Origin of the sequence: Cylindrospermum stagnale PCC 7417 (genome assembly GCF_000317535.1) — a bacterium.
Taxonomy (GTDB): domain Bacteria; phylum Cyanobacteriota; class Cyanobacteriia; order Cyanobacteriales; family Nostocaceae; genus Cylindrospermum; species Cylindrospermum stagnale.
Window position 1 is genome coordinate 984,361 of sequence record NC_019757.1, and the last position, 21,890, is coordinate 1,006,250.

The 21,890-nt window shown below is 41.6% G+C and carries 9 protein-coding genes; 4 read left to right on the plus strand and 5 right to left on the minus strand.

Going from position 1 to position 21,890, the window contains the following annotated elements; all coding sequences use genetic code 11:
• Nucleotides 1–70: 70 nt before the first annotated feature.
• Complete coding sequence (locus CYLST_RS04080; protein ID WP_015206439.1) at nucleotides 71–3,277, plus strand: CHAT domain-containing protein; 3,207 nt, start codon at nucleotides 71–73, stop codon at nucleotides 3,275–3,277.
• Nucleotide 3,278: 1 nt separating this feature from the next.
• On the opposite strand, the gene CYLST_RS04085 is transcribed toward CYLST_RS04080, so the two are convergent.
• From CYLST_RS04085 to CYLST_RS04105, 5 genes are all read right to left on the minus strand, one after another.
• A complete protein-coding gene (locus CYLST_RS04085) occupies nucleotides 3,279–4,799 on the minus strand; it encodes a VanZ family protein (RefSeq protein ID WP_015206440.1) in 1,521 nt (506 codons plus the stop codon).
• Between the two features lie 482 nt (nucleotides 4,800–5,281).
• Entirely contained in the window at nucleotides 5,282–7,174 is a 1,893-nt protein-coding gene (locus CYLST_RS04090) for a hybrid sensor histidine kinase/response regulator (RefSeq protein ID WP_015206441.1), read from the minus strand.
• A complete protein-coding gene (locus tag CYLST_RS04095) occupies nucleotides 7,140–7,637 on the minus strand; it encodes a response regulator (protein WP_015206442.1) in 498 nt (165 codons plus the stop codon). The genes CYLST_RS04090 and CYLST_RS04095 overlap by 35 nt, the downstream gene beginning before the upstream one ends.
• Nucleotides 7,638–7,765: 128 nt before the next feature.
• Entirely contained in the window at nucleotides 7,766–10,681 is a 2,916-nt protein-coding gene (locus tag CYLST_RS04100) for a PAS domain-containing protein (RefSeq protein ID WP_015206443.1), read from the minus strand.
• A gap of 20 nt (nucleotides 10,682–10,701) precedes the next feature.
• Nucleotides 10,702–13,536, minus strand: a complete 2,835-nt coding sequence (locus CYLST_RS04105) for a hybrid sensor histidine kinase/response regulator (protein WP_015206444.1) — start codon at nucleotides 13,534–13,536, stop codon at nucleotides 10,702–10,704.
• 1,158 nt (nucleotides 13,537–14,694) lie between these two features.
• On the opposite strand from CYLST_RS04105, the gene CYLST_RS04110 reads away from it, so the two are divergent.
• The 3 genes from CYLST_RS04110 to CYLST_RS04120 all read left to right on the plus strand — a co-directional run bounded on the left by CYLST_RS04110 (nucleotide 14,695) and on the right by CYLST_RS04120 (nucleotide 21,816).
• Entirely contained in the window at nucleotides 14,695–15,183 is a 489-nt protein-coding gene (locus CYLST_RS04110) for a molybdenum cofactor biosynthesis protein MoaE (protein WP_015206445.1), read from the plus strand.
• A 1,764-nt stretch (nucleotides 15,184–16,947) separates the two neighbouring features.
• Nucleotides 16,948–19,389: a UDP-galactopyranose mutase gene (gene glf, locus CYLST_RS04115; RefSeq protein WP_015206446.1), complete on the plus strand. Its 2,442-nt coding sequence runs from the start codon at nucleotides 16,948–16,950 to the stop codon at nucleotides 19,387–19,389.
• Between the two features lie 225 nt (nucleotides 19,390–19,614).
• The gene (locus CYLST_RS04120; protein ID WP_015206447.1) at nucleotides 19,615–21,816 is read left to right on the plus strand and encodes a family 1 glycosylhydrolase; all 2,202 of its coding nucleotides are present in this window, start codon (nucleotides 19,615–19,617) and stop codon (nucleotides 21,814–21,816) included.
• Nucleotides 21,817–21,890: the final 74 nt, after the last annotated feature.

Here is a 21,890-nt window from a genome sequence, read left to right on the forward strand (position 1 = left end):
CGGAAACAGAGTAACTTGGCGCCAACTGAATTTACTAAATCCTTGGAATTCATATTCAGCGATTTTAATTATGAAACTTCGTTTGATTGCCGCAATTACTGTTTTTACATTAGGTTTTCCCATCTGCGTTTTTTATCCTTCCCAAAAAGTTCTAACACAAGCACCAACGCCAACAGCAGAAGAAGCTATCACCGAGGGAGTTATTCTGAATAATCAAGGTGAATCGATAGTTTATAAAGATTTGGTTGGTTTAGATGAATTGCGAGCAGGGTTAGACTTATTTCAACGGTCGTTAGCTATTTTCAAAAAATATGGTGCTAAGGCTGGGGAAGGTAACAGCCTTGTAAATATTGGTTACGTCTATTTGCGGCAAGGAGAGTATCAAAAAGCGTTAGAGTTTCTTCAGCCAGCTTTAGCTATTCGCAGAGCAACACGCGATGGGCTACGCCCCGCTGTTCGCGATCGCTCTCAGGAATGGATACCCCTGTCCTACATGGGTGAAGTTTATGTTAATTTGGCTGACTATCCCAAGGCGCTGGAATTTTATCAACCAGCCTTAACCATTCTCAGAGAACTTAAAGCCTCCAACCCCAAGGACTCCAGCTATTCTACCAGCGAAGGAATTATGCTGGCTGATATTGGGGCGCTTTACTTTAGGTTGGGACAGTATCAAAAAGCGCAGGATTTTTATCAACAAAAGTTGGCAATGGGGAAAGCAAATAGCGATGGGCAACGCCCCACCGTAGGTGATCGCATCGGCAGTGCAGAAACACTGAATAATCTAGGTGTAGTTGCCGTCAATTTGGGTAACTATGCTCAGGCGCTGGATTTTTATCAACAAGCATTAACTACTGTTCAAGACTACTGCTATAAAGAGAAATTAACTTGCTTTTATGGTACAGAAGCAGCAATCTTAAATAATCTGGCAGGGGCTTACTTTAGCTTAGGTCAATATCCAAAATCCTTAGAATTTGCCGAAAAATCTGCAACTATTTACAAAAAATTCCGTACTGGCGAATTCAAAGGGACAACGAAAAAAGAAATCGAGTTACTTTACAATTCTCTGAGTGGAAATCCCCAAGCTTTGCAGCAAGTTGCTAGTCGCGCCAATGTCGGTGATGCTTTTGGTAAAGACTCTTTTCAGTTCCAAGGTGAAGCGCTAAACCTGAATAACATCGGGCAAATTAACTTTGCTCTAGGTAAGTATGACTCTGCATTAAACTTGTATCAACAAGCTTTAAGTATATATAAAGAAAACAAATACAAACCAGGTTTGGCGGTAACGCTGAATAATATGGCGCGTGTTGACAACAATCTCGGCAAGTATGACCAAGCGATAGAGTTGAATCAACAAGCTTTAGCTAATTATAGAGAAATAGGCGATCGCACTGGTGAAGGCGTAACCATTAGCAGTTTAGGACAAACCTACCAGAAACAAAGTCAGTATGACTTGGCTTTGGGGCTTTATCAACAAGCTTTAGCAATGCATCGAGAAGTTAGCGATCAAGTCAGTGAAGCCGCAACACTTAAATTTCTCGGAGATGTGCTATTTGCACAAAATCAGCCGCAATTAGCAGTCACTTTTTACAAACAATCAGTAAATGTGACAGAGAAGATTCGTCAAAAATTGCGCGTTGTCCCTCTTGATATTCAACAATCCTACACCGATACTGTTGCCGAAAGATATCGCCGACTTGCTGACTTAATGCTCAAGCGAAATCGTGCAGCGGAAGCGCAAGAAGTGCTAGATTTGCTAAAAATCCAAGAAATGAGAGATTTTCTCGATAATAGGCGGGGAAATCCGCAGCAAACAACAGTCAATTCCCAAGAGAATAATTCTCTCAGCAATCGAGGTGCAAATCCGCAGAAAGCAACAGTTAATTCCCAGCAACCGCAAACATTAACTTTACTACCACAAGAGCAACAGATTTCTCAAAAATATAGTGTTATTCAAGATAAAGTGATTACCCTGGGTAAAGAACTCACAAACCTCCGGAAAATTTCCCCAAAAAGCCGCACGTCTATTCAAGAAAAACGGATTGCCGAATTAGTCAAACTTGAGCAAGAAGCTACTGCTGAGTTTAACAAATTTATCAAAAGCCCCTCTGTAGTAGCGCTAGTAAAACAAATATCAGAAACATCGGCACAGGAAAATTTGAATTTACGACAGCTAAATTCCCTTCGGGATAATTTGCGGCAGTTAAACCAAAAAGCAGTATTACTTTACCCGTTGGTTTTAGATGATAGATTAGAGTTATTAATAGTCACTGCTGATGCACCACCAATTCATCGCACAGTACCAGTTAAAAAAGAAGAATTAGAGCGGGTAATTCTTGAGTTTAGACAAGCAATACAAGTTCCTTATAAAAACAGTAAAATTCCGGCTAATCAATTGTACAATTGGCTAATTAAGCCAATAGAAAATGACTTGGCGCAAGCCGATACCAAAACAATTATCTACGCTCCAGATGGCAAATTAAGATATATTCCCTTAGCAGCATTATACGATGGCAAAAATTGGTTAGTGCAGCGTTTTTCAATCAATAATATTACTGCTGCCAGCCTGACAAAAATAGACCACCAGCCCCAAAAATCTCTGCAAACTTTAGCTGCGGCTTTTACCAAAGGTGATTACACAGTAAAACTAGCCCAGCGTCAAGAAAGTTTTAGCGGTTTAGAGTTTGCTAAAGTTGAAGTAGAAAACTTGGCAAAGACAATTCCCGGAACAAAGATACTTTTAGATAAAGAGTTCAGTCCCCAAGTCACAATTCCCCAAATGAATGATTACAAAATTGTGCATTTGGCAACTCACGGAATGCTTGTTAGTGGAGATCCAGAAGATTCATTTATTATGTTTGGTGATGGGGAACGTGTGACTCTGCGAAATATAGAAAATTGGTCTTTACCAAATGTAGATTTAGTAGTATTGAGCGCTTGTCAAACTGGTTTAGGTAACAAATTAGGTAATGGGCAAGAAATCCTCGGTTTAGGATATCAGATCCAACTAACAGGAGCAAAGGCATCTATGGCTTCATTGTGGTCTGTTTCTGATGGGGGAACGCAAGCTTTAATGAATGGATTTTATACAGCATTAAAATCAGGAAATACTACAAAATCAGAAGCTTTACAAAAAGCGCAAATTGCCTTAATAACAGGTGATAAATCAATACTAATTAAAAAGCCAGGTCTATCAGTAGGGGAAAGCAACGATAATAATAGTCAATTTAGCCATCCCTATTATTGGGCATCCTTTATTTTGATTGGGAATGGGTTATAGTTCAGTTTAAGCCTGCCTTTTTAACTAAAGCTGAAGCCCGCAATCTCAATAATAGCATAGTGCCACCTGTGAAGAAGATACCAAGTAACAGGTTTTTCAGGCTGATACTCTTGCCGCTATCACTTACCAAAATACTTTCTAGAATCAAAGAAGGTAGTAATATCCCACTAGGGAGTAATAACCGATAAAAACTTAACTGTTTTTTTGCCAGAGTAGTTAGGAGCATCAAGCACAGTCCTAGAGGGATAAAATTTAGCCCATAGTAAAAAAAATTCTGCTTTTTTGGAATCAAGTCCAGTAAATTCAAAGAGTAATAATTCTCTAATTTGTCTACGTAAACTTGGAGGGTTGCTTTAAAATAAGTAATGACTATGTGATGTTGGTCAGTGTCTGTAAAAATATCAGGAATAGTGAATTTAAAATCTGCCGCGTTTTCTCCAGTTATTGGTGTTCGTAACCTTAACTCCAAGTTGGTTTCCTGCTGCCCTAGGGTAAAATTACGACGCAGAAGATTACCTGAAAGTGAAATTATACGTGCAGGGCCAGTCTGGGCTGTATTTGTAGTAGCAACAATCGTACTGATCGTAAATTGAGAAGTTTCACGTATTCTTCTGTTCAAAGATGTAGCAGAATCGGCGGTTTTTAGCCAATGCTTGGAACTCAAAGCAACACCTTTGACATCTTCAATCTTAGGGAATGTTCCTTGTGGCAATAGTTCGGTTAGTGTCCCAGTACGATCCTGAAATTTTTCTTTACCAGTTAATTGATAGGAAGCTATCAGAGAACTTCGGTTATTATCTAAATAATTTCTGGTGTTAAATAATTTTAATACTTCATTTTTAGAAATTGCTCTATCAGCAATATTTACTTCCAAAATATATCCCTGCCATGGTCTATCACCTGTTTGCTCATTGCCGAGTAGCAGCGGATATTTTAGACTCCAATTATTAAGATTGGTCGCAGTTTGCCAGTTAATTGAAATTAAAAACGATAGGAATATGTATCCAATAAAAAGTAGTGTTATTTTTTGAATAGAGCTACTAGTTCTAGTGTTCTCTATACAGGTCAAGATATATAAAAAGCTTTGTGAACTCCATATATAAAAACAAATTATCCCGACAATTCCACCTATGGTATTATTAACAATATCGGCAGGAGTAGGTAATCTTGAAGGCAAGAATACTTGGAGAATTTCAACTATTGATGATATGCCAGTACTGACAAATATCACTATTAATAATTTAATTTTTAATTTCATCCTTATTCTCTGTAAGAAAGCGGTGAAACTGAAACCAAAAGGCATAAACAATAAAATATTGTTTACTAAGTCATTAAAGGAACTAGCATTGTCAAAACTTGCAATAATTGCTTGTAGAGAAAGACTTTCTGGAAAGGAAAAATTAAAAGGATAAAGTGTAGCTATTAGCACAAGTAAAATGCTAATAATTACCACGATTAAATTTATCATGAGTACTGTTTTATGCAAATTAAATATTTGTGTAATAATTTTGCGTCGATTCATAAGTACTTATGTTATTTCTGTTATAAAAATTTTCTGTTGTGAAGCATACAAATTCATATTTACTGAAAGATTTACATGATCAGGTTTAAACCACTGTAATGATATAACTACTTCCAGCTATTTTCAGTTAAATGAAACATATACCATCTATTCAAACCTGCGTAGCAAAAACACATGAATCTTTTCTTGCTGTAAGTTTGTTCCCGTTCTAAAAATATTTAGAGAGTGTTTGAACAGTCATTAAGTTTACCTAGAAAACTCGCTTCCATTCCTCTCCCCTAAAAATGTAGAGACGTTGCATGCAACGTCTCTACACTCCCCATTCCAGTTAACACTCATTTTTCCGCTTCCCTCTGCACTCCCCACGTTCCCCCCTGAAAAGAGGGAGGGTTAGGGTCAAAGTGTACTGCATTTAAACGAGAACCATCATAAATCCTAACTCCTAACTTCTAACTTTAATAAATATAGCCAATTACCAATATTTAACTTTTACTCTTGACGGTATTAATGGTTTGTAATAGTTGGTTAGCCGTGAATGGTTTGCACAAAAAGGCTTTGACACCCATCTCATAAGCTGAATTCAGCTTATCACTTGAACCAAGACCGCTGACGGCAATAATTTTCACATCTGGGTTAATTTTTTGCAAGGTGCGGATAGTAGTGAATCCATCCATAGACGGCATAACCATATCAGTTAAGACCAAACATATTTTATCCCGGTGTTCTACATATAAGGCTATTGCTTCAATGCCATCGCAGGCTGTTATTGCTTGATAGTTATGGCTTTCTAACGATGTTTTTGTAATGTCTCGAATAGCGGGTTCATCATCCACAACTAAAATCAGTTCTCCATTACCCCGAGGCAACTCTGTTTCTTGTTCTTCGATAATTTCCGTTGCATCTTGTGCTGGCAAATACACCTTAAATTGGCTGCCTCTTCCGTCTTCGCTATAGACGTTGATAAAACCGCCATGACTTTTAATAATTCCCAGTACTGTAGAAAGCCCAAGACCAGTGCCCTTACCAAGTTCTTTGGTAGTAAAAAATGGCTCGAATATGCGATCTAATATTTCTGGGCGAATCCCAATTCCAGTATCATGAACAGTAATTACAACATAAGCGCCGACTTTAGCATCAATATGCATTCGGGCATAATTTTCATCAACTAAGAAATTTTCGGCAGATATTTTTAAGGTTCCGCCATTAGGCATGGCATCACGAGCATTGACACACAAATTCATCAGGACTTGATGCAGTTGAGTTGCATCACCAGATATCGTCCAAAAGTCTTGCGGAATTTGAGTAAAAACATCAATTGATTTGGGAAATGTCTCTTTAATAATTTGCTGAATTTCAATGATCAAATGCTTTAATTGTAAAAGGGTGCGCTCGCCCTCCAGTCCACGAGTAAAAGACAGTACTTGCTTAACTAAATTTGCGCCACGTTTAGCGTTGGTAATCAATATTGGTAGCAGTCGCCGCGATCGCTCATCATAGACTTGCGACTCCAAAAGTTGAGCCGTCATCAAAATCGGGGCTAGGACATTATTCAAGTCATGGGCGATACCACTAGCTAGAGTCCCAATACTCTCTAATCGTTGAGCACGCAGAAATTGGGCTTCTAGTTGTTTCTTTTTTGTAATATCACTGCTCACAACCAAGATGGATTGTGATTTTTTGCCGAACTCGCGCACCAATGTCCAACGGCTTTCGACTATGATTTCTTTGCCATATTTTGTTTTTTGATATAGTTCTCCCTCCCAAGCACCATTTTTCATCAGCATATTGAGTGCTTCTGGCAATTGAGACAAGTTTTTTTCTTGCCAAAGTTCTCGTGTTTTCTTAGCGAGGGCTTCTTCTTTTTTCCAACCGTAGAGACACTCAGCAGCTTTATTCCAAAATAAAATTTTGTCATCTAAGTCGCGCACAAAAATGGCGTCGGTAGCGACATCGAGTAAAGCAGCTTGTTCGCGAATTTTCTGTTCTGTTTGTTTGCGCTCAATGGCGTAGCGGATGGAACGTTCCAGCAAAGGCGCTGTCAACTGGCTTTTTTCGAGATAATCTGCTGCTCCCGCTTTCATCGCTTCCAGGTCTATTTCCCGGTCTCCCTGACCAGTTAGTAAAATCAGCGGAGAAGCACAGCCATTGGTAAATGCCTCATGCAACAGTTCCAGTCCATTATGTTGACCCAAACGGTAATCTACAAGATAGATATCATGCTGGTTGCTAGCGATGGCATTTCTGGCTGCTGAATAACTATTCACCCATTCCAACTCACAGCCAGCTACTTGAAATTCACCGAACCAATCACGAGTTAAAATATAGTCATCTTCATCATCATCAACTAAAAGAACTTTGATTGGTCTGTTTTCCATAATTAACTCCCACTGCGTCTAGGGGCAGTTCTACTATTTCAAACCAGTATTTTCCTATAGTCTTCATCACTTCAACTAAGGAATCAAAAGCGACTGGTTTAATGATGAAGGAATTTGCGCCTAAATTGTAGGTGTTATATATATCTTCCTCTGCCCTCGAGGTTGTCAATACTATCACGGGAATCTGCCGCAGTTCCGGGTGATTTTTAATCTCTTTGAGCGCTTCAATACCGTCTTTTTTGGGCATATTCAAATCTAGCAAAATCAAACCCGGACGCGGGTTACTTTTCATGTCGGCATATAACCCACGGTGACACAGATAATCTATCAACTCCTCACCATTCCTGACGATATGTAGTTCAAGTGACAATTGACTTTCTGCCAATGCCTCACGAACCAACAGGCTGTCGTCTTCATCATCATCAGCCATCAAGATTGTGACGGTTGTTTGCCGACCCTTCACTTTGAATTATCTCCTTTGCAATAGTTATGACGGTGAATTAAGTATTAAATAGCAAAAAAATATTGGGCACAGTTTTATAATTAACCTCATTTTGGAGTCTAGTAGTAATCCCCCTCCAGGAATAAAAATTAGAAATGGGAATTAATTGGTAGTGTGATCATAAATTTTGTCCCTTGTCCTGGTGTACTTTGTGCTGTGATATTTCCATGATGACGTTCAGTAATTTTTCGGCAAATTGCTAAACCGATGCCAGTACCTTCGTATTCACTGCGACTATGTAGACGTTGGAAAATATTGAAGATCCGATCAAGATATTTTTCGACAAACCCAATACCATTATCTTCGATAATTACTTGACAAAATCCTTCAGCAACAGCAACTTTATCTAATTGATTGTCTGAAAATTGACTGTAGATTTTGACAATAGGTGGTTCTTCTAGACGGTGAAATTTGAGGGCATTACCGATGAGGTTTTGCAGCAACTGGCGCATCTGTAGAGGATCGCCTTGAATAATGGGTAGGTTCCCTACCTCCACACGTCCCCCAGTTTGTTGGATGCGTACTTCTAAGTCGGATAATACTTCTTGGGTAATTTGTGCCAAATTCACTGGCACAAAAGGCTGTGCCCTAGTGGTAACTCGCGAAAGTGCTAATAAGTCTTCAATTAAAGTCTGCATTCTCAGGGCGGCATTTTGCATCCGTTCTAGGTAGTCACGCCCTTGTTCGTTTAATGTGTCACCACTGGTAGCTTTGAGTCGCTCGCCAAAGTTGTTAATTTTACGCAGTGGCTCTTGTAAATCGTGGGAGGCAATAAAGGCAAATTGTTGCAGTTCTTCGTTGGAACGGGTGAGTTCTTGCCGCTGATTGGTTTCTTGTTCTAGGATTAAACTCTGAGCTAAGGCGATGCCGATTTGATCTGCCAGTTGTCGCAAAAGTTCAATTTCCCAGTTAGTCCACTGACGGGGATGCAGACATTGATCGGCAATTAACAGCCCCCAAAATTGATGTTTGCGGAAAATTGGGACGACAAGATTAGCCTTGACACCAATTTTTTGCAGCAATTCGGCGTGGACAGGTTGGATTTGTGCCTGTTTAATGTCGCTAACGGCGCTTATTTCCCCTTGGCGGTATTTCTGGATGCAATCTTGGCCAAAGCAATGGTCGGTAATTTGCTGCCCTAGGACAATGGGGAAACCGGGAACGACTGCTTCTTTAACTGCGAGGAAAGAATTATTAGACTGTAGCCGTAGGATTAATACCCGGTCTGCTTGCAGCAGTTTTTGCACCTCGGTAACGCTGGTTTGGAGAATTTCATCGATCTGTAAAGATTGACGAATATTCAGGGTGATATCAGCGAACAATTGCGATCGCAAATTTTGCCGTAATAATTCTGCCTGGGCGCGTTTGCGTTCACTCATATCCATCATCGCCCCAATCATCCGCACTGGTTTACCTGCATGGTCATGGACAACATAACCACGTTCAAAGATGTAGGCATAAGAACCATCGCTACGCAAAAAATGGTATTCATTCGACCAAAATTGTTGACCACTATCGATCACAACACGCATATCAGCAGCAATTCTTTGCCGATCATTTGGATGTATCCGTTCACGCCACCAAGTCACATGAGAATTTATTTGCTCTGTCGTGTAACCAAAAACTGTCTGTACAGCTTGATTCCACCACACCTGATCATCGATCAAATCCCAATCCCATAAAACATCATTAGTCGCACGAGCAACTATCTGGAAACGCTCTTCACTCCGACGCAGTTGTTCCACTGCCAGTTTACGTTCGGTGATATCCGTCTGGGAACTTGCCATCCGCACTACATTACCATCTTCATCCCGCACAGCCTGACCGCGATCTAAAATCCATTTGTATGTGCCATCCTTACACCGGACTTGATGTTCGCTGATATAAAACGGGGTTTTTTTGGCAAAGTGGTCTGCAATTGCTTGGCTAACCGTTGCTAAATCATCTGGATGTATTCTGCTTAACCGTTCATCTAAATGCTGAGAAATCTCTTGATCTTCGTAACCGAGCATTTCCTTCCAGCGTGTGGAAAAAAATACTTGATTAGTTTTCAGATTCCAATCCCAAATACCATCATTATTACCCCGTACAGCCAACTGCCAACGTTCTTCACTCTTTTTCAGTGCCTCTTCTACCCGTTGGCGCTCAATAGCTGATGCCAGCACATTGGCTACAGCTTGCAGAAAATAAATGTCATCTCTAGTGAAAGTGCGCTGTTTATTGGTGTGTGCCTTTAAAACACCAAAAGGACGTTCTTTGCCATGAATCACCACGCTCATTCCACTAACAGCCTGACTGTGACTTTGGACAATTATCGACTCTTGTTCAGGTGGAGAGTAGCCAGTTACTGAATGCCTAACCGTGCTGGCCGTTACTTGTCCCACCAGTCCCGGTTCCCAACCTACTTCCGCCCTGAGCAATAATGTATCACCATCCGAAAGCAGTTCCAAAATTTTGCAAGACTCAATCTTCAGGCATTGAGCCACAAAAGTTACACCAGAGTTCATCAGCGTAGTCATGTCTGTCCCAGCTAAAGCCATTTGACTGAGTTCTGCCACAATTGCCTGCTGATTGGCATGAACTTCCAGCGCCGCTTCCGCTTGCTTGCGCTTGGTAATGTCCATATCTACCCCACACATTTGCATAGGAACCCCAGATGAGTCGTGTAGGACTACGCCTTTGCTGGCTAACCAGCGAATGTTACCATCCGATAAAACAACTCTAAATTCAATGTCATATTCTATCCCGTCAACCATAGCCTGTTGATGGGAGCGCTTGACAAAATCGCGGTCTTGGGGATGAAGACACTTGAGGAAAGCTTCGTAGGTGTCATTCAAAGTACCTTGCTCAAAACCAAAAAGCGCTTCTAGGTTATCTGATCTAGTAATTTTGTTACTTTGAAGATCCCAGTTCCAGATTCCCATACGAGCTGCGTCTAATGCCATCCTGAGTTGTGCTTCCCATAGTTGCATCGGCTCAGTTTTTTCTCGTAATTCATTAGTCATCGGCTTTTGATCCTTGATCCTTAACCCTTGACTGCTTGTAAAGCTTTCAATAATTCCTGTGCTGTAAATGGTTTGGATAAAAAAGCTGTGTGCTGAGATGTTTTATCAATGAGTATTTGTTCACTTGTCGCCAGTCCACTAATAGCAATAATTTGCAGTAGTGGATTGATCTTCTGCAATGTACGAATGGTAGTTACTCCATCCATATTGGGCATCATCAAATCGATAATTACTGCCCTAATTTTATCTTGATTCTGAGAATATAATGCTAACGCTTTCAAGCCATCACTAGCAGTAATCACTTGATAATTATAGTTTTCTAATGAGGTTCTAGTAATCTCCCGAATAGCAGCTTCGTCATCTACAAGCAAAATCCATTCTCCATTACCAGTTGGCATTTCCTGATCTTCTAAAGACTGGGTAGCAAATGTATTCACTGCTGGCAAATACACGAAAAATTTTGTGCCTTTGCCTACAGCACTTGCCACAGTGATAAAACCACCATGTCCTTTAATAATTCCCATGACTGTTGATAACCCTAGCCCCGTACCTTTACCAAACTCCTTGGTTGTAAAGAATGGTTCAAAAATTCGATCTAATATCCCACTTTTAATGCCAAATCCTGTGTCAGTCACCTGGATGACTATATAAGAGCCAACTTGTGCATCTAGATGCATTTTGGCGTAGTTTTCATCAATCAAAATATTCTCGGCAGATATTGTTAAAGTTCCCCCACTCGGCATGGCATCACGAGCGTTGAGACACAAATTAATTAGTACTTGATGTAGTTGAGTACTATCACCACAAACAGGTAACAAGTCTTGTTCAATTTCTGTGTGTATAGTGAGTGATTTAGGAAATGTTTGTTCAACAATTTGCTGCATTTCTAAAATTAAGTGCTTAACTTGAATCACTGTGCGATCGCCTTCAATTCCCCTGGCAAAAGACAACACCTGCTTCACCAAATTAGCACCACGTTTAGCATTGCCTTCTACTATCGATATTACCTGATGAATGCGCGGATCTTGGCATTTATTTCTTAGCAGATGTACAGACATCAAAATCGGCGACAACACATTATTTAAATCATGGGCAATACCACTTGCAAGAGTACCGATACTTTCCATGCGTTGAGCACGCAAAAATTGCTTCTCTAGTTGTTTTTTCTGGGTAATATCTGTGTCAACTATCAAGATAGATTTAGCTTGATAATTCTCGTCACGTACAAGCGTCCAGCAACTTTCGACGATAATTTCTATCCCAGATTTTCTGGTTCTCTGTAACTCACCTTGCCAAAAGCCATGCTCCAGAACACTTTGAAAAATTTCTCGGTGTTGCGGCAAAGATTCGTTGTCTAAAAGTTGAATAGCACTCTTGCCTATAGCTTCTTCTGCCAGCCAGCCATAAAGTTTCTCAGCGCTTTTGTTCCATAATAAAATTTTGTTGTTCAAATCTTGAACGACAATCGCATCTGTAGTAATATCTAGCAATGCTGCTTGCTCGCGGATTTTTTGTTCCACCTGTTTGCGGGCAGTGATATCCTCATAAATATACAAACGCCCGAAATATCGATCCTCATTATCTCGAATTTGTGTGGAGAAACGCCGGACGATGCGCCCATCTTTAAAGAAAAGTTCGTCTTCCAAAATGCAGCGATTATCTTCGCTTTGTAAAGGTTGGCACGATGCACTAAAGGCAGTAACATCTACTATTAATTTGAGACAGTCGAAAACGATATCCTGATTTTTTACTTCCCGTTTTTCCATCCGCTCTTTCAGATGTTCAATGCCCCAAATTTGCCAAAACTGCTCATTGAAATAAAGGATATCGTCAGTACGATTATCAACCACATAAAACCCTAGCGGGGAAACGCTATTCATTGAGCGTAAAAGTGCTTCTTTCCAGCGTAATTGTGCTTCTGCTTGCTGGCGTTCGCGCCGTGCCGCCAAGCGATCGGTAATATCCTCTACCACATAAGCAAATTGCTGACGGTTACCATAGTTTTGAGCAATTGCTGAGACTGTAGCTGATAGCCAGATTTGTCCTTGGGGAGTTTCGTAAGCATATTCAAATTTGATTGGTGATTGGCTACGTTCTGCCTGACGATAGTAATCAATCCATTGGGTTAAATGCTTTTGTGCCCCGCCCATTTTTTGCCCTAGGCGATTTTGCATCGTTTCTGGAGTAAAACCCAAAAATTTAGCAGTGGCTGGGTTATCAGAAATATGCAGAATGTCATTTTCTACTAACTCTACAATGCCCATCATCATCGGCGCACTCTCGAAGAAGCTGTGGAGGGTAGATTCACTTTGTCTTAGTGCTTCTTGTGCTTGCTTGTACTCCGTTTTGACGCTGGCCAGTTCTGTTAAATTCCGCCGGATTTCTAGTTGTCTAACTATTAGGCGGCTAATAGCTTGTAGTGCTGACAATTGTTGTGAACTGATTTGACGTGGGATGCGATCTATTACGCAGACTGTACCGATCGCTTGTCCTCCTGGTACTATTAAAGGTACACCAGCGTAAAATCTGACATAAGGTTCGGCAGTGACTACTGCTGATGTGGCAAACTGTTCATCTGCCAAGGTGTCAGGAATAATCAACGTATCGCCTAGACGTATACAAATGGGACAAAAACCGATATCTATAGGCATTTCCTGGGCATCCAACCCCAGCTTGGCTTTGAACCATTGACGGTTGGAATCTATCAGATTAATCAGGGCAATCGGTGTGTTACAAATCTGCGCGGCTAAAAACACCAAATCGTCGAACGCTTGTTCTGGTGCACTGTCGAGAATCTGGTACTGATGGAGAACCTCAAGCCTGGCTGCTTCATTTTCACACACAAATGATTTCATTAAATTTTTCCTAAATATTGCTAAATTACAACTTTCCCTCTTGTTGCTCGCAGTTTTCTAAATAAATTTATCAAGCCGGAAAGGTTTAAGGGTGTTGCTAAAGGCTCTCTGCTAAGAGTTGGTTTCAAGTGCCATACATATATGCTAAATTGTTGCCCTGATGAAAAATTTGCTTTTTGGTCGATTCAGCCCGTCACTGCACTTGATAGCTCAATAAAGTTACTATCAGATTATCTACAAAAGTAAGCAGGTAACTTTAATTATTTAATTATAGTTATATGCCTTAGGGGGGATGACGACAAAATTTACTTTTTCACCTAAATTAAAGGCAAATTAGACAATCTGCGTAATATTTAGCAATTTTTATTACAGGTTCAGTTCCTTTCACTACAGGAAAACAAGGCTATACTTAACAAGCACAGAATTGAAGTTTTTGGATAAATTTAATTTTATGATCGGGTAATGAGGTATCCCGGAATGGGATATTAGTCTTTTTACTACCCAAGACGTAGAGATGTGAGTAATGTTCCTGGCTGCTTCACACAAACTTTACAGGAATATACGGTAAGCGTAAAGCTCAGTGGCTGTCTTCCCTGAGATATAAGCGACCCGTGCAGTTCGACAAGCTCACTGACCACGGTTTTAACCGCATAGAGTTTCTTTTTAGCAAAGGTGGGTTAAAAAGATCAGAGAATTTATCTTTTGCGTTCTATAGTGTTATATTTTTCACAACAGGAACGGTAATCAACCTGTCTAAAAACCTAACTACCTAACGGTAATCTGTACCTTGACAATTGAAGATATGGGGTTCTATTCCATAGTTCTAGTTTCCTACCCAGGAATAGGTAAAATCTTCATGGGAGCTAGACGACACAGAATTTAAACTCAATCAAATTTTGCAGCAATGCAACTACCTTCGGGCAGAGGGGAAGTTAACGCTAAAGCCCTATGCCTAACGGCAGGCTAGCGCCAACGGGCATGGCTGCGCGTCGGGGGAGAGAACCACCTCTGGCTTAAATACCGCAAGGGGTTTAAGTTAAGTGGACTCATTGAACCAAGAATCTCAGTGGCTGTCTTCCCTGAGAGTGTCAAACAGCCTGATAACGGTATTGGGCATTGCTTTGTTGTCCTCCTTGTCCCCTAATTCAGAAATCGGTTATGACAATCACCCTGACGAATCCCACAAAACCGCGAGCCGAAGATAGCTTTGCCATTACCTTTGCGCCATTGTCTCTGGAAGAAATTTACGCTAAAGCCGAAGATCCCGCTAATGGTGCGGTGGTGGTGATGAGCGGGATGGTTCGTAATCAAACTGATGGTAAACCTGTGGTGGCCTTGGAGTATCAAGCTTACGAACCGATGGCATTGCAGGTATTTTATCAAATTGCGGCCGATATTCGCTCAAGCTGGTCTGATGTGAAGCGGGTAGTGATCTATCATCGCATTGGGCGCTTGCAAATTGGGGAAATTAGCGTTTTAGTAGCTGTGGGTTGTCCTCATCGGCGTGAGGCATTTGTAGCTTGTGGTTATGCCATTGATACCCTCAAACACAATGCCCCTATATGGAAAAAAGAGTGGTATAGCGGGCAAGATGGTAAGCTATCTAGTAGTTGGGTTAGCATTGCCGCTTGCGAACAAAACTGCTGAGGCAAAACTTGGTTCGTACCCTTAGATTTGAAAAATGCTCTAGTTCTTGGCTAAATACGTTTCGACAAATTTTTCAATTAAATTGGCGGCAAATAGTTTTGAATTATGCTGCAATGCCGTTGAGTTAAGCCTAAAAATCAATATTTGCGTAGGTTGGGTTGAAGCAAGGAAACCCAATCTATTATTTTCTTAAATAAACCGTATTGAGTAATACGTCTTTTGACTTTAAGCTCGACTTTATCCATTTTTACGAAACCCAAAACCTGAGGCTGAAACCCTTGTGAGACGGTAGTTTTAGTTTTTGGAATTGAGCGAAAACCAGGGACATAAAAAAGTAGTTACCAGAAAGCCAGGGTTTTTGCTGGGTAAGGAAAATCGATTTCTTAATTTTGGATAAAGTCGAGCTAAGGTAAATTTTGGACTGTCTGCTTCGGTGATTAATTTTACTCTTGAAAATTAATGGTAGTTTGATATTCTAATTTCTAGTAGGTTAAGAATTAACCGTAGTATAAACTTTATACAGCACATTTCATCTGAGTGAGATACAGTAGGGCAGGCAAGATGCCTACCCTACAAGAGTTTTATTATTTATATCTGTACCTCATTTACCTGCAATTTGCTGTAACTAGCTTGAAATATTTAAATTCTCTTAGAGGATGTTTGTAAAGTATCAAGTCGTATCGAGATCCCCCCTAGCCCCCCTTTTTAAGGGGGGAATTGGAGTCAAAGTCCCCCTTTTTAAGGGGAGCCAGCGCGGTCTTGGGGGTCTCCCCCATGAGCGACTGGCGTGGATTTAGGGGGATCTCAATATTTTTGATACATCACCAAAGACTTTTAAAACATCCTCTAAGGGGGGAATTGGAGTCGAAGTCCCCCAAGGATTGGGGAATTTTAAGAAGTTTTACCCCCCTTTTTAAGGGGGGAAGGGGGGATCTAGATCAATTTTGATACTTTTCAAACATCCTCTTATAGCATTTCTCAATTAAATGAGATGTGCCAACAATTAATAAACTACATATGAAGATGAATGTAGACGATCCGCTCTGTGTCGTGCCGCAGGCAACACAGATAAATTTGTCCCTCAGCAGATTAGAAAGCGCTATGATTTTAATTATATTGTGTCTTGTTGTCTCTTGGATTCTATTGACTTCAAGAGCTATAAAATCTATCTTATTCTATTTTTTATTGGTGTATTGCTAGTATATCTTTTTTGTTGTTTAATTCAAGTTATTTTTAATTTTCAGCATAAAACTATCTCTAGAAGGATTAGTTACTAACTTATGGACTTTGTGCTGAAGACAGCATGAGGTTAATTTAATAAGTAATGAAACATACAATCCGAAGAATCTGAGATATTTCGGCATTACTGTATTCATTGGTACTGGTTTGGAGTATTTGCCAAGCGTTATGGCTTCTGACAAAGGATACTATGTTCAGGGGGAACTATGATATCTAGATAATCAAGAGACATGAGCAGCGGCTACTTTTCAGATACTAAGTATAAACTAAAATACAACTTTGGGAATATATCAATATATCTCTTTAGTAGAAGTTGAGATAATCGCTACTATTTATAATAATTTTAGTGAGAGATAATAAACGTTTAGACTTTTAGATGTGACAAGTTTATTATCAATTTTTTAATTGAGAAAAAGTCAAATTAATTGTTAGAAAAGAACGGATAAAACTAGATTTTGTTTGTAGTTTTTTGAGGTTTTTTTAGCAATTCGCGAGTCTAATTCTAAACAAGGATTGAGTTAAACTATGGCAAGCGAAAAAGCTCAAAGAAAAAAGAACGGTGCTAGCCATATTGTGTCGTCAAAGCTGAGTGAAGCAAAGCGATCTGAGCTAGCCGAATCGCAATTATCAGGTACATCGTCGAATTTATCTTCATTCGATAAAAACTTTCAAACAATAGAAGTCTTTACAGATACGGCTGATATAGTCTGCCTATCTCATTTGCGTTGGAATTTCGTCTATCAAAGACCGCAACATCTTTTAAGTCGCTGTGCTCAAGGAAAGCGTGTATTCTTTATTGAGGAACCAATTTTTAGCTTTGAACAGGTGCGGCAGTTGGATATCAGCCAAGATCCGAGTGGGGTAGTGGTTGTGGTGCCACATCTACCGCAAGGTTTAAGTGAGGAAGCTGTAAACGCCAATTTACAAATTCTGATCGATGGCTTTTTTGCGGAGCATAAAATTAGCAAGTATATCTGCTGGTACTACACACCAATGGCGATCGCATTTACGCGCCACTTGCAACCCCAGGCGGTAGTCTACGATTGCATGGATGAATTATCTGGATTCCAGGGAGCGCCACCCGCTTTAAAGACTTACGAAGCTGAACTATTCCGCCGTGCAGACGTAGTGTTTACAGGAGGGCAAAGCCTTTACGAACATAAAGCACACCAGCACCCAAACATCTATGCATTTCCTAGCAGTGTAGATGTACCGCACTTTGCCCAAGCCAGAAAACTGAAAGCAGAACCAGCTCCTCAAGCTCATATTCCCCATCCCCGCATTGGCTTTTTTGGCGTGGTTGACGAACGGATGGATATCGAATTGCTGGGCGGGATTGCTAAAGCGCGTCCTGACTGGCATCTGGTGATCATTGGGCCTGTTGTGAAAATTGATCCCTCATTGCTGCCACAGTCCGAGAATATCCATTATCTCGGTGGTAAAGACTATCAACAACTACCTGCATATTTAGCAGGATGGGACTTGGCGATGCTGCCGTTTGCGCGCAACGAGTCAACCCGCTTTATTAGTCCCACAAAAACCCCAGAGTATCTTGCCGCTGGTAAACCTGTAGTGTCCACCTCAATTCGGGATGTGGTGCGTCCTTACGGAGAGACGAAGTTGGTGCGAATTGCCGACACGGTTGCGGAATTCGTCATCGCAGCAGAACAGGCAATGCAAGAAGACACCAAAGCATCGGGGTGGTTGAGTCGAGTCGATGCCTTTTTGGAGCAAATTTCATGGGATCGGACTTGGGCATCAATGATGAAATTGATAGATTCGGCGATTGCCACTCGCCAAAAGGAAGACAAAAATCATCATCAGGGTGCTATTGCCGGCAAACAATCACCAAAGATCATTACTAGAGACTTCGCCTTTGATTACCTAATTGTTGGTGCGGGTTTTTCTGGTAGCGTCATCGCTGAACGCTTGGCAAGTCAGTCTGGCAAGAAAGTGCTGATTGTCGACAAGCGAAATCACATCGGCGGCAATGCTTATGATCATTATGATGATCATGGCATTCTCGTACATAAATACGGACCCCACATCTTTCATACCAACTCCCGCGAAATCTTTGAATACCTCTCGCGCTTTACGCAGTGGCGGAGTTATGAACATCGTGTCCTTGCTAGCGTAGATGGACAACTCGTCCCCATACCCATCAACCTCGATACCATCAACAAACTCTATGGTATGGATCTCAATACATTTGAGGTGGAGGATTTTTTTAAGGCACTGGCTGAACCAAAAGAATACATCTACACCTCAGAAGATGTGGTGGTGAGCAAAGTCGGTCGAGTACTGTATGAAAAGTTCTTTCGCGGCTATACCCGCAAGCAATGGGGACTCGATCCATCGGAACTTGACAAATCGGTAATCGCTCGCATTCCCACCCGCAGCAATCGCGACGATCGCTATTTCACGGATACTTACCAAGCGATGCCACTGCATGGTTTTACCCGGATGTTCGAGAAGATATTAGCCCACCCCAATATTAAGGTGATGCTAAACACCGATTACCGGGAAATTAAGCAGGCAATACCTTGTGGTGAAATGGTGTACACGGGCCCGGTTGATGAGTTCTTTGATTACCGCTATGGTAAGTTACCTTATCGCTCCCTAGATTTCCAACACGAAACCCATAACGTCCCGGTATATCAACCAGCGCCAGTGATCAACTATCCAAACGAACACCTTTATACTCGTGTGACGGAGTTTAAATATCTGACTGGTCAGGAACACTCTAAAACTAGCATTGTTTACGAATTTCCTAAGGCTCAGGGAGATCCCTATTACCCTGTACCACGCCCAGAAAATCAGGAAATTTACAAGAAATATAAAGCGCTGGCAGATGCAACGCCGGGTATCCATTTTGTGGGACGGCTGGCGACCTACAAGTATTACAACATGGATCAATGCGTCGCTCAAGCTCTCTCTGTCTACAAACAAATCGCCGTCAAAGCTTGAGTTTTGTTTACGAGTGTTTAGGAATTTCCAAGAAATAAATTATCCATCTTGTGGGGTGGGCTTCTAGCCCGCCCGGAATATTGTAAGTGTGGGGACACCCATCCCACAAGAAAATTTGGGATGTTTTTTTATTTGGAAGTCCCTTACCAAACAAAGCAAGGGGCAGACAATATCGACTTTAGTCGTTAGTTATGGCTACTGTTTTTAACTCGAAACTCGAAACTCATGAAAACAAAACTGCCCTTAGAAATGTGGGCTGGTGTCGAGTGTACCCTTAATCGTGTGGGTGATGAGTATTTTGACCAGATGAAGCGCAACGGTCATTTTACACGCTTGGATGACCTGGAGTTATTTGCCCAATTGGGGATAAAGGCGATTCGCTACCCAGTGTTGTGGGAGCAAATTGCAGCTAATGGGCTAGAGAATCTTGACTGGTCTTGGGCGGATGTGCGGTTGGGGAGATTACGGGAACTCGGCATTAATCCGATTGTGGGCTTGGTGCATCATGGCAGTGGGCCGCGTTACACCAGCTTGGTAGATCCAAATTTTCCAGAGAAATTAGCAGAGTTTGCCCGTGCGGTTGCAGAACGCTATCCTTGGGTAACTCATTACACGCCGATAAATGAACCGTTAACAACGGCGCGATTTAGTGGGATGTATGGTCATTGGTATCCCCACGGTCGGGATAATTTAACTTTTGCCCGTGCTTTGTTGGGGCAGTGTCGTGCGATCGCACTTTCAATGCAGGCAATCCGAGAAATTAATTTTAGCGCTCAACTCGTACAAACCGAAGATTTAGGTAAAATTTACAGTACACCAAAGCTGGCTTATCAAGCCGAATTTGAAAACGAGCGTCGCTGGTTGAGCTTTGATTTATTGTGTGGTCAAGTTACCCCAAATCATCCCATGTGGGATTACTTGCGCTACTGTGGCATCAATGAAGCTGAACTTGAGGTTTTTTGCCAAAACACTTGTCCGCCGGAGATTATCGGCATTAATCATTATCTGACAAGCGATCGCTTTTTGGATGAAAACTTAGAAAAATATCCAGCTTCGGCTCATGGAGGCAATGAGCAGGATAAGTATGCAGATGTAGAGGCGGTGCGAGTTTGTGCTGAAGGTGCAGCAGGCCCGCGCTCATTGCTCAAAGAAGCATGGTTTCGCTATCATCTGCCGCTGGCTGTGACTGAAGTTCACCTCAACTGCACCCGTGAAGAGCAGTTACGTTGGCTTTGTGAAGTCTGGAATGCGGCGCAGGAATTACAAAATGAAGGTGTAGATGTCCGTGCTGTCACAGCTTGGGCACTTTTGGGAACTTACGATTGGAATAGCTTAGTAACCCGCTGGGTTGGTAACTACGAATCAGGTGTGTTTGATTTGCGTTCTCCAAGCCCCAGACCGACAGCAATTGCCAAGATCATAAGTGATTTAGCTACAGGGCGCAAACCCAATCACCCAATACTTGACACACCAGGATGGTGGCATCGGCAAGAGCGTTTACTATACCCACCAGTAAGTTGCGGTGTAGAGTCAGGGGAAGTTAGACGAAATTCTCCCTTGTCTCCCCGCTCACGTCCCCTAGCCATTGTCGGGGCAAGAGGAACTTTGGGCAAGGCTTTTGCGCGGTTGTGCGAAGCGAGAGGAATTTCTTACCACCTACTGACACGCCAAGAACTAGACATTGCCAATCCTGCCTCTGTCTATGCAGTGCTTACCGAGTTGCAGCCATGGGCAGTTGTGAACGCTGCTGGATATGTGCGGGTGGATGATGCCGAGCGCGAACCGCATCTTTGCATCCGGATAAACACTTTTGGTGCAGAAATTTTAGCTACTGCTTGCCAGAAAAATAATATAGCGCTGCTGACTTTCTCCTCAGACTTGGTATTTGATGGTGCTTCAACTAACCCCTATGTAGAAACTGATGCCGTCGCCCCTCTAAATGTGTATGGACACAGCAAAGCTTTAGCCGAGGAACTGGTCTTGCAGGCTAATCCCGCATCTTTAGTAATTCGCACCAGTGCATTCTTTAGCCCTTGGGATGATTATAACTTTGTCACAATTGCCTTGCGTCAACTCAGTGCTGGTAATACTTTTTTCGCTGCTGAGGATGCGATCGTTTCGCCTACTTACGTGCCGGATCTCGTCCATGCTAGCCTCGATTTACTGATTGATGGTGAGACCGGTTTGTGGCACTTGGCAAACAAAAGTGCTGTATTCAACCTTACACAAGGTATCGCCTGGGTTGACCTAGTACGCTTGGCGGCGAAACAAGCCGGCGTTAGTGTGAAAAATTTAATTGCCATGCCTACAAGAGAACTTGGTTTAATCGCTCCCCGTCCAAATTACAGCGTTCTCGGTAGCAGTCGCGGCGAATTAATGCCTTGCCTTGATAGTGCAATTTCCCGCTACTTGGAAGAAATCAGCTAGAGGATATTTTACAGCAGTTTTCGATTGATTAGATCACACTGTATAGCAATCCTATTTGAGTTGTGTATCCCTGA

Bases quoted from the DNA above. Each gene is read 5' to 3' on its own strand.
- CYLST_RS04080 (WP_015206439.1), top strand. From the start codon at position 71: ATGAAACTTCGTTTGATTGCCGCAATTACTGTTTTTACATTAGGTTTT.
- CYLST_RS04085 (WP_015206440.1), bottom strand. From the start codon at position 4,799: ATGAATCGACGCAAAATTATTACACAAATATTTAATTTGCATAAAACA.
- CYLST_RS04090 (WP_015206441.1), bottom strand. From the start codon at position 7,174: ATGGAAAACAGACCAATCAAAGTTCTTTTAGTTGATGATGATGAAGAT.
- CYLST_RS04100 (WP_015206443.1), bottom strand. From the start codon at position 10,681: ATGACTAATGAATTACGAGAAAAAACTGAGCCGATGCAACTATGGGAA.
- CYLST_RS04105 (WP_015206444.1), bottom strand. From the start codon at position 13,536: ATGAAATCATTTGTGTGTGAAAATGAAGCAGCCAGGCTTGAGGTTCTC.
- CYLST_RS04110 (WP_015206445.1), top strand. From the start codon at position 14,695: ATGACAATCACCCTGACGAATCCCACAAAACCGCGAGCCGAAGATAGC.
- glf (WP_015206446.1), top strand. From the start codon at position 16,948: ATGGCAAGCGAAAAAGCTCAAAGAAAAAAGAACGGTGCTAGCCATATT.
- CYLST_RS04120 (WP_015206447.1), top strand. From the start codon at position 19,615: ATGAAAACAAAACTGCCCTTAGAAATGTGGGCTGGTGTCGAGTGTACC.